The sequence below is a fragment of the Dietzia sp. SLG310A2-38A2 genome, assembly GCF_014145095.1.
Lineage (GTDB): Bacteria > Actinomycetota > Actinomycetes > Mycobacteriales > Mycobacteriaceae > Dietzia.
This window is the reverse complement of sequence record NZ_JAALDX010000024.1, coordinates 1-8,797: the sequence shown is the minus strand read 5'-3', so window position 1 is coordinate 8,797 and position 8,797 is coordinate 1. Positions and strand designations below refer to the sequence as shown.

The window sequence follows — 8,797 nt, the reverse complement described above, 5'->3', positions numbered from 1 at the left end:
GACGTCGTCCCGGCCGACGAGCGCCAGAGCGTGCGCGACCCCGGTCGCCGCGATGCCGCCGCCGCAGTAGGTCACGACGGTCCGGTCGTCGCCGAGCAGGCCTGCGGCCTCGAACTCGCGGCGCAGGTCCTCGGTCGGCCGGAGGGTGCCGGTCTCGGGGTCCTTCAGGGCGAAGACCGGCAGGTTGATGCTGCCGGGGATGTGACCGCGGCGGGCGTAGGTGTCCACCTCACCGCGGTAAGTCGGACCGTCCAAGACGTTGACCAGAACGGTCTGCTCGTCGTCGAGGGCGTCGGCGATGTTCTGGGTCGAGCGGAACAGCTCGGGGCGGCGGGTGCCGGTGAACGTGCGCGGGGTGGGCTCGGGGACCACGTCGGTGACCTCGTAACCGGCGGCCTTCCAGGCCGGGAGTCCGCCGTCGAGCACCGTGACGTTCTCGAAGCCCTCGTAGCGCAGGTGCCACCAGAAGCGGGTGGCCCAGAAGCCGTCGTGCTGGTCGTAGACGACCACCGTTGCCCCGTCTCCGATACCGAGGGCGCCGGCGGCCGCGGCGAACCGCTCGTGGTCCGGGGCGGTCCAGGGCTCGGGGCTGTCCGGGTCGGCGAAGTCGCCCAGCAGGTCGGCGAAGAGCGCACCGGGGATGTGTTCCGGCCGGTACGTCTCTGCGCCGGACTCCGGGACGTACGGGCCGTCGGTGGGGACGGGGAGGTGGTTGGTGGCGTCGACGACGACGAGGTCGGCATCGTCGAGGTGCTCGTGCAGCCACTCGGGGCTGACGGTGAGGGGCAGGTGCGGTGTCATGGCGGTCCTTTCGTGAGGGGTCGACCGCCGAGGGTAGGTGGACGAACTCCGGCCGGGGGCGGTGAATGCCCCCGACCGGAGTTGGGTCCGACGCGTCGCCGCGTCACTTCATCGAGGTCAGTGGACCCGCTGCAGCCGCACGTTGACGAACTCCCCGAGACCCCAGCGGCCCAGCTCGCGGCCGTAGCCCGAGCGCTTGACGCCGCCGAAGGGCAGGCCGGCCATGGTGGTGCCGTGCTCGTTGACGTAGGCCATGCCGACCTCGAGCTTCTCGGCCACCTCGGACGCCTTGTCGGTGTCGGTCCCCCACACCGAGCCGGACAGTCCGAAGGGCGTGTCGTTGGCGACCCGCACGGCCTCGTCGAGCGAGTCGTAGCCGTAGACCATGGCCACGGGGCCGAAGATCTCCTCGGTGTAGGCGTCCATCTCCGGGGTGATGCCGGTGAGGACGGTGGGCTCCATGAACGCACCCGGCCGGTCGATGGCACGGCCTCCGGTCACGAGGGTCGCCCCTTGGTTGACGGCGCGCTCGACCTGCTCGACAACCCCGTCGCGGGCGTCCTCCGAGGACAGTGGTCCGAGCCCGGTTCCCTCGTCGGCCGCGGGGCCGACCTTGGTCCCCTCGTACAGGTCGCGGAGCTTGCCCACGAAGTCGTCCTTCATCTCCGACGGCACGAACATCCGCTTGGGAGAGTTGCAGGCCTGGCCACAGTTGGACAGCCGCGCCTTGCCGACGGTCTCGACCAGCTCGTCCAGGTCGTCGGTGTCCAGGACGATGAGCGGGTCCGAGCCGCCCAGTTCGAGAACGCTGGTGGTGAGGTTCTCCCCCGCCACCTTGGCCACGGCGGCGCCGGCGCCCTCGCTGCCGGTGAGCGAGACGCCCTTGATCCTGGGGTCGGCGATCATCTCGGCGACCGTGTCGCTGGAGGCGTAGACGTTGACGTACGCGTTCTCCGGCAGCCCGGCCGCGCGCTGGACCTTCTCTATCGCCGCAGAGGAGCGCGCGCAGATGCTGGCGTGCTTGAGCACGATGGTGTTGCCCAGCAGCAGGTTGGGGGCCGCGAACCGGGCCACCTGGTAGTAGGGGTAGTTCCACGGCATCACGCCGACCAGGGGTCCGACCGGCTCGTGGGTCACGCGGTTCAGGCGGGCGCCCGGCACGTCCAGCGTCTCGGGCTCCAGCAGCGCGGAGCCGTGCTCGCCGTACCAGCGGTAGATCGAGGCGGCGAGCTTGACCTCCCCCTGCGCCTGGTCGGGAAGCTTGCCCATCTCGGTGGTGATGGCCTTGGCGAGCTCGTCGGCGTGCTCGTCGAAGGCGTCCGCGATCGCCAGGAGGATCCGCGCCCGCTCCGCGACGTCGGTGGCGCGCCAGGAGGTGAACCCTTCGGTGACGGTGGACAGGATCCCGTCGACATCGTCGGTCTGGTCGTACTGGCTGTCGGTCGTTCCCGTTGACGGATCGTGGGTGACGTACATGTGGGTCCTCCCGTGGTTCGCGTCCGCCGGGTGATCGACCCGGCTCTGCTCGTGACGGTAGGACAGCCTTCCCTCGCCTGCATCCGGTCGGGGGGCACGATGGCCGCGCGGGGCCCCGGTCATCACACTGACGGCGTCCGGGGCACCGCGCCGCTGTGCGGCCGGTCAGGTTGCGACCACACGAACCGCGGCGGTCAACCCCACCCCTGGGCGGCGCGACGGTCGGCCTCCGCCATACCCTGGTTGCCCTGACTCGCTGCCCGCGAAATCTCGGCGAGCATCGCCTGGAGAGCGGCGGCGGCCTGGTCCCAGTCGTTCTGGTGGGCCTGATAGGCGACAGCGGCATCGCCTTCCCATTCGGCGACGAGCGGCGCGAGGTACGACTTGAGGTCGTCGAGGGTGGTTCGCAGCGCAGTGGACGCCGAACCGACCTGACCGACGAGCGCCTCGATCGGACCGTGGTTGTAGGTGATCTGTCCTGAGGTCATGAGAGTGCTCCAGAAGTGAGGTGGGTGGTCAGATGTTCAGGGGACCGGAGGCGCCGATCCTGCTGATCGCCTGAGCGGAGTCCTGATCGGCGGCGTCGAAGGACGAGCTGTTGGTCCGCATGGTCTCCGAGATCCCTGCCAGGGCGGTATTGAGCTTGGCGCTCTGCTGCTGCCACTCCGCCATGATCGTCGCGAACCGCGCCTGGGCCGCACCCCGCCACACCGACCCCCCGAGCTGCGACACCGAATCCCGGACGTTCCCGAGTAGTCGATCGATCTCCGTGTTCACGTCGTCGACCCGCCTGGCCGCGGTGTCCATGGTCCCGATATGGGTGTTGAAACCGGCCATCTCGTCCTCCCCTTGTGGTCCTGCGGTCCCTTCTTGGGTCCGTCACAGTGTTCGACGTCCCCGGGACCGGGTTCGGTTCCATCCGCACCGACGGACCCCCGGGTCGGCTCAGGCACCCTCGTGTAGTCGCAATGCGACCTCGACCGGAGCGAGATCCGGCACGACGAAGGAGAGCAACCGCGCCTGGTCGCAGGCGTCCACCACGCGCTCGGCGTTGCGTCCACGGGCCAGGACCTCGGTGGAGCCGGTGCCCGCCTCCCTACGCCCGCGCCGTAGCGCGGTCACCGCCTCGAGCACGCGGGACACCTCGTCGTCGCGCATCGAATCCCGGCACGGGTCCCACCTGTGGACGATGGAACGGTCGATCAGGGTCAACTCCCCTCGCGTGCGTTCGACGAGACTCACCGTGGTCCTGTCGTCGCATGCCTCCACGCACACCGCCCAACGGGCCGAGGAGGAGGGCAGCGCCTCAGCGGTCACCAGCGCCGCGCGGACGATGCGGGGCGACACACCCAGAGCCTCCGCTGCGGAAGCCACTCGAGCCGATCGGGTGGCGCCCCAGTCGCTGGGGACGATGAGCACCACGCCATCTCCGTCCCCCGCCCCGCCCCATCGAAGTGCCCTGGAGACCGGAGCCGCCAGGAGTTCCTCCACGGGTACGGAGAGCCCTGCTACCTCAACCCGATACCGGTGGGCGCCTGCCACAGGATCGGACAGACACCGATCCGGGTACCGGAGAGCGACGGTGTCGACCCGCTCGGAACACTCGATCCGGTCTCCACCCGGGGGCAGCGCGGTCCCGTCGGCACCGGCGAGGACCGATGTCGGCGCCACCGCCGGGGAGAGGACGGCCGACGCCGACGCCGACGCGACCGCCAACCCGGAACAGGAGAGGTCGACCGCGACGGCCGCGCTCACGTGGGTCACGGTTCCGCCAGTGCGGTCTGCACCAGTCGAATGCCACCGCTGCGGGTGACGAGCCTGCCCCGACCCGCCGGCAGGGGGGTCGGACGTACACCTCCGAGAAGCGGCCCCTCCTCCCGGCTCCCGGACATGATGAGGCCGGCGCCGCCCAGGTCCCGGATCCTTCCCACGAAGGAGTCGTACAACGCGCGCGAGGACCCGGCACTGCGCCGCGCGAGCACGACGGACAGCCCGATGTCGCGGGCGTGCGGGAGGAACCGGGTCAGCGGGGTCATCGGGTTCCCCGCACCGGTCACGACAAGATCGAGATCATCGACGATGAGGTGGATCCGTGGGCCGTCCCACCACGAGCGGGCGCGTAGTTCCTCCGGCGTGACCTCGGCGCCGGGCATCCGATCCTCGAGGATCCGGACCAGGTGTTCGACCATCGGCACCAGCGCCGTCTCGGTTGCGGCATACCCCGCGAGATGGTCACCCTCGACCTCACCGAGCATGGTGCGGCGGTAGTCCACCACGATGACCTTCGCCGCCTGCGCGGTGTTTCCGGCGACCAGACCCCGGGTGACGGCCCGTAGAACCGAGGTCTTACCGCATTCCGAATCGCCCAGTACCAGCATCAGCGGATCCGCCTCGAGGTCCGCGTAGACGACCTTGAGGTCGGATTCGTCGACCCCGAGGGGCACCCGCGTGCGTGTGCCGTCCGGACCCGGCCGCGCCAGACTCGCGAGCTGGCCGTACGGCAGCGTCTCCGGCAGCATTCTGACCGGCGCCGCGCTGACGGGGCCCACCAGTGCCCGCCACCGCTGCGCCAGGTGCCGGGCGGCCGAGACGGTGGCTTCGGCGATGCCAACCGGGTCGACGAGTCCGTCGAGCCGGGGTTGGTAGACGAGCATGTGGTGTCGTTCACGGGTCAACCCCCGGCCAGGTGAGGCGGGGACGGTCATCGCCGCCCGGCGGTCGATCATCGAATCCGTGGGATCACCCAGTCGGAGTTCGACGCGGGTGCCGAGCGCGTCCCGTAGCGCCGGCCGGAGGTCGGCCCAGCGGGCCGCCGACAGGACGACATGGACGCCGTAGGACAGACCGTCCGCGGCGAGCCCCACCACGAGCTGCTCCAGGTCCTCGGCCTCCGTCCGGAACGCCTGCCAGCCGTCGACCACCAACACGATGTCGGGATACTCGGCGACCGGCCGGCCGTCGCGAGCGATCAACCTGCGGCGGGCCTGGTCGATCGACGTCACTCCCTGGTCGCGGAACGCCCCCTCACGGCGCTTGAGCTCGGCGTCCACCTCCGCGACCGTGCGGCGGATCTTCTCGTCCTCACCGCGCCTGGCGACACCGCCGACGTGAGGGAGCCCGGCGACCGACTGGAGCAATCCGCCACCGAGATCCACGACGTACACAGAGAACCGGTCGGGCCCGGTGGTCGCCGCAGCGGCCAGCACCAGGGTGCACAGCGTGGTCGACTTGCCCGACCTCGTCCCACCCACCACAGCGACGTTGCCGTCCGCCCCGGACAGGTCCACCACCCAGGAGGCCCGGCGCTGTTCGAACGGCAAGTCGACCTCGGCGATGGGAAAACGCAAGCTCGGCGGGCCCTCGACGCCGGCGACGGTGGGTTCTGTGCCGACCGCCGCATCCAGGGCTGCCCCGGCTCCCAGAGGTGAGAGCCAGACCTCGTGCGCCGGTCTGCCGTGTCCGGCGAGCCGGCCGACGAGGACGTCCAGAAGACTCGAACCCTCCTCCCCCTCGGCGGGGACCGGCAGGTCGCGGCGATCGACTGCCGCGTCCGTCATCGGTGGGGCGGGGGCGGCCACCGGCATGTACCAGGAGGTGAACAGACGCACGGTGGGGCGGGCCACCGGGGCGGCGACGGAAGAGCCGTCCAGTCGACGATCCTCCCGGTGGGGACCCGAGACGTAGGCGGCGTCGAAGCGCACCGGTTCGCCGGAATCGACTTTCAGGAAGCCCGCGCCCGGCGTGGCTGGCAGGTGGTACGCGTCGGTCACGCCGAGGACGGTGCGTGACTCGGTCGCGGAGAACGTCTTGAGCGCGATTCGGTAGGACAGGTGACTGTCGAGACCGCGCAGTCGCCCCTCCTCGAGCCGTTGTGACGCCAACAGCAGATGGATGTGCAGACTTCGTCCGAGTCGCCCGATCGTCAGGAACAGTTCCGCGAACTCCGGTTTAGAGGACAACAGTTCGGAGAACTCGTCGACGACGATCACCAGCGCCGGCAGAGGATCGAGCTGCGCCCCCCTCGCCCGCGCCGCCTCGTAGTCGCCGACACCCGCGTAGTTGCCCGCGGCGCGGAGCACCTCCTGACGCCGGTTGAGTTCGCCCTCGAGCGCGTCCCGCATTCGGTCGACCATGGTGATCTCGGCCTGGAGGTTGGTGATCACGGCCGACACGTGGGACAGCGACTCCAGTCCGAGGAAAGTGGCTCCGCCCTTGAAGTCCACCAGGACCAGGTTGAGGGCGTCCGGGTCGTGTGTCGCGACCAGACCCAGGACGAGGGTGCGCAGGAACTCGGACTTGCCGGAACCGGTCGCACCGATGCACAGACCGTGCGGGCCCATTCCGCCGTGCGCGGCCTCCTTGAGGTCCAGCTCGACAGGGGCACCGTCCGGGCTCACCCCCACCGGGACGCGCAGACGATCACGTTCCCCGCGACGTCGCCACGCCACCGCCGGGTCGACGCGGGTGGCCATCCCGATCCCCAGCAGGTCGGGCAGACCCGGGACTCGCCTGGTGGAGGTGGAGCCGTCGGCGTTGGTCACGGTGTCCGCAGGGCGGTAGCGCGCGAGCGCCATGGCGAGCCGCTCCGCTTCCGGGAGGCTCATGGAATCGGCTCTCGCGATCTCCTCCTCTCCGGACTCGGTGTGCACCGAAGCCCAGCCGTCGTCGTCGACTTGGATGCACAACCCGCGTCGGGTCGCGAGGTCACGCAGTTGCCCGGCGCGGCTACCGGAGACCTCCAGTACGGTCACGCCATCCAACCCGTCCTCGGCCACCAGACGCTCGGCGCCGGTGACGCCCACTCCGTCGACGATGACCACGAGGTGGGGCACGTCCTGGCGGAGCTGCGCGCTCGTCCCGAAGGCGGGTCGCACCGCGATGTCCTCGGCGAGCATCGACTCGACCCCGGCGAGGGAGAACTCGGTGAGCCGCACCCGTCCGCCGCCGTCCGTGTACGTCGGGTGTTCGTGGTGAGGGAGCCACTTGAGCCATTCCCAGGCCCGGCGCGCATGTCCCTCGCTCGCGGCGACCGCGACGCGGACCCGGTCGGGCCCGCGGGAGACGACGAGCCCCGCGAGCGCGGCTCTGACCGCAGAACGCACCACGTCCACGTCACCATCCAGGGAGATCGCGGCGAACGCGCGCAACTCCAGCGCGACCGGCAGGTCGTCGACGACCGAGTGGACTCTCACGAAACGCCTCATGCTCACCACCGAGACCGGCTCCAGGTCGTCGACCGGACCGGTGTCGGGCGCGGACAACCTGGTCGCCAAGGATTGCCGCCCGGGGCCCAGCCGTACGGTGAGGTGCTCCGCGTCGCCCTCGTCCCGCTCCCACATCCGTGGCGTTCCCACCAGGGCGGGCAGTTCCACCGGGTCCGGGTGCCGCCACAGGGCGGCCGCCCGCTGCGCGGCGGCGGTCCCCCGGACGATCTCACGGGTCTGACCCAGATATCGGAGATAGTCCTTCCTCAGCTCGTCGGTCTCACCGGTCTTGTTCCCACCGGACAGGGTGCCGGCGAGCATTCCGACGGCGGAGACGGCCATCATCACGGGGAAGAGCATGAACATCGGATTGCGCATCATCCCGGTGCGCATCATCACCACGACCATCCCCACCACGGCGACGACCAGGACGATCGGGAGCACGATCTGGACCAGTGGCCTGGGGGTGGGCCGGGGAAGTCCGGGAGGTGCCTGCAGGGTGAGCTCACCGGTCGGCACCGTCGGTGCCTCGAGTCGCTCGCCGCGGGTGAAGACCACGTCCCCCATCCGCGCCCGCCTCCTCGTCCAGTTCCAGCTGCCCGGTCCCCGTCGACAGGTCCCTCGTCCGATGCCGGAGGAGGGGCCCCCACGAGAGCCCCCCGCCGCCGACAATGGTCGCCGTGTCGAAGCGCGATGTTAGAGCAGTGCACGTCGTGACGGGGACGCCAACCGACCGGGGTGGCAGTGCCGGTGACCGGGCAGGTAGGCGGAACGAGTGGGAGGGCCGGGCGTGACGGGACAGAACGAGCTCCGGGGCGTCACCCCCGGCGTCGAGCCACTCGACCAGCGTCGGGTGTCGATCGTCTGCCGCACGACACGGGTGGACCTGAGTCTTCCGGCCCATCTCGAACTCGTCGCCGTGATCCCCGAGATCGTGGACCTGGTCCGCGACCGGATCCGGGCGGCTGCGGGGCCCGCCTCGAGCGTCGACGTGGACGCCCGGATGGGTGGTGGCGGGAGCGGGTCCTGGCAGTTGTCCAGGTTGGCGGGAGGGCCGCTGGCCGTCTCCGAGACACTCGCGCAACAACGCGTGCACGACGGCGAAATCCTCGTGCTGGACCACCGCCCCGTGCCCACACCGGCACCGTTGTTCGACGACGTGCTGCAGGGACTCACCGATCCGGGCGTGGCACGCTCCCCCGTCTGGAGTCGCCGCGACGCCGTCGACACCGCCACCGCGACCACCGCGGTGGCCGCGGTGGCCGCCGTCGCGGCACTCGTCGGCCAGTGGAGGAACGTCGGCGGGATCCTGACCC

The 8,797-nt window shown here is 70.5% G+C and carries 7 protein-coding genes; 1 reads left to right on the top strand and 6 read right to left on the bottom strand.

Annotated features, from left to right (window positions below; translation table 11 throughout):
- From G6027_RS00975 to eccCa, 6 genes are all read right to left on the bottom strand, one after another.
- The coding region (locus tag G6027_RS00975; protein ID WP_182634596.1) for a rhodanese-like domain-containing protein at positions 1-801 on the bottom strand (801 nt) is incomplete at its 3' end.
- A 117-nt stretch (positions 802-918) separates the two neighbouring features.
- The gene (locus tag G6027_RS00970; protein WP_182634594.1) at positions 919-2,277 is read right to left on the bottom strand and encodes an NAD-dependent succinate-semialdehyde dehydrogenase; all 1,359 of its coding nucleotides are present in this window, start codon (positions 2,275-2,277) and stop codon (positions 919-921) included.
- Positions 2,278-2,471: 194 nt separating this feature from the next.
- Complete coding sequence (locus tag G6027_RS00965) at positions 2,472-2,765, bottom strand: WXG100 family type VII secretion target (RefSeq protein WP_182634593.1); 294 nt, start codon at positions 2,763-2,765, stop codon at positions 2,472-2,474.
- 28 nt (positions 2,766-2,793) lie between these two features.
- Positions 2,794-3,114 carry a WXG100 family type VII secretion target gene (locus G6027_RS00960; RefSeq protein WP_182634591.1) on the bottom strand — a complete coding sequence of 107 codons (321 nt, stop codon included), beginning with the start codon at positions 3,112-3,114 and terminating at the stop codon, positions 2,794-2,796.
- A 108-nt stretch (positions 3,115-3,222) separates the two neighbouring features.
- Positions 3,223-4,032, bottom strand: a complete 810-nt coding sequence (locus G6027_RS00955) for a hypothetical protein (RefSeq protein WP_182634589.1) — start codon at positions 4,030-4,032, stop codon at positions 3,223-3,225.
- Positions 4,033-4,037: 5 nt separating this feature from the next.
- Positions 4,038-8,048 carry a type VII secretion protein EccCa gene (gene eccCa, locus G6027_RS00950; protein ID WP_182634587.1) on the bottom strand — a complete coding sequence of 1,337 codons (4,011 nt, stop codon included), beginning with the start codon at positions 8,046-8,048 and terminating at the stop codon, positions 4,038-4,040.
- A 223-nt stretch (positions 8,049-8,271) separates the two neighbouring features.
- Between eccCa and G6027_RS00945 the strand changes: the two genes are divergently transcribed.
- A partial coding sequence (locus tag G6027_RS00945; protein ID WP_182634585.1) for an EsaB/YukD family protein occupies positions 8,272-8,797 on the top strand: 526 nt, incomplete at its 3' end.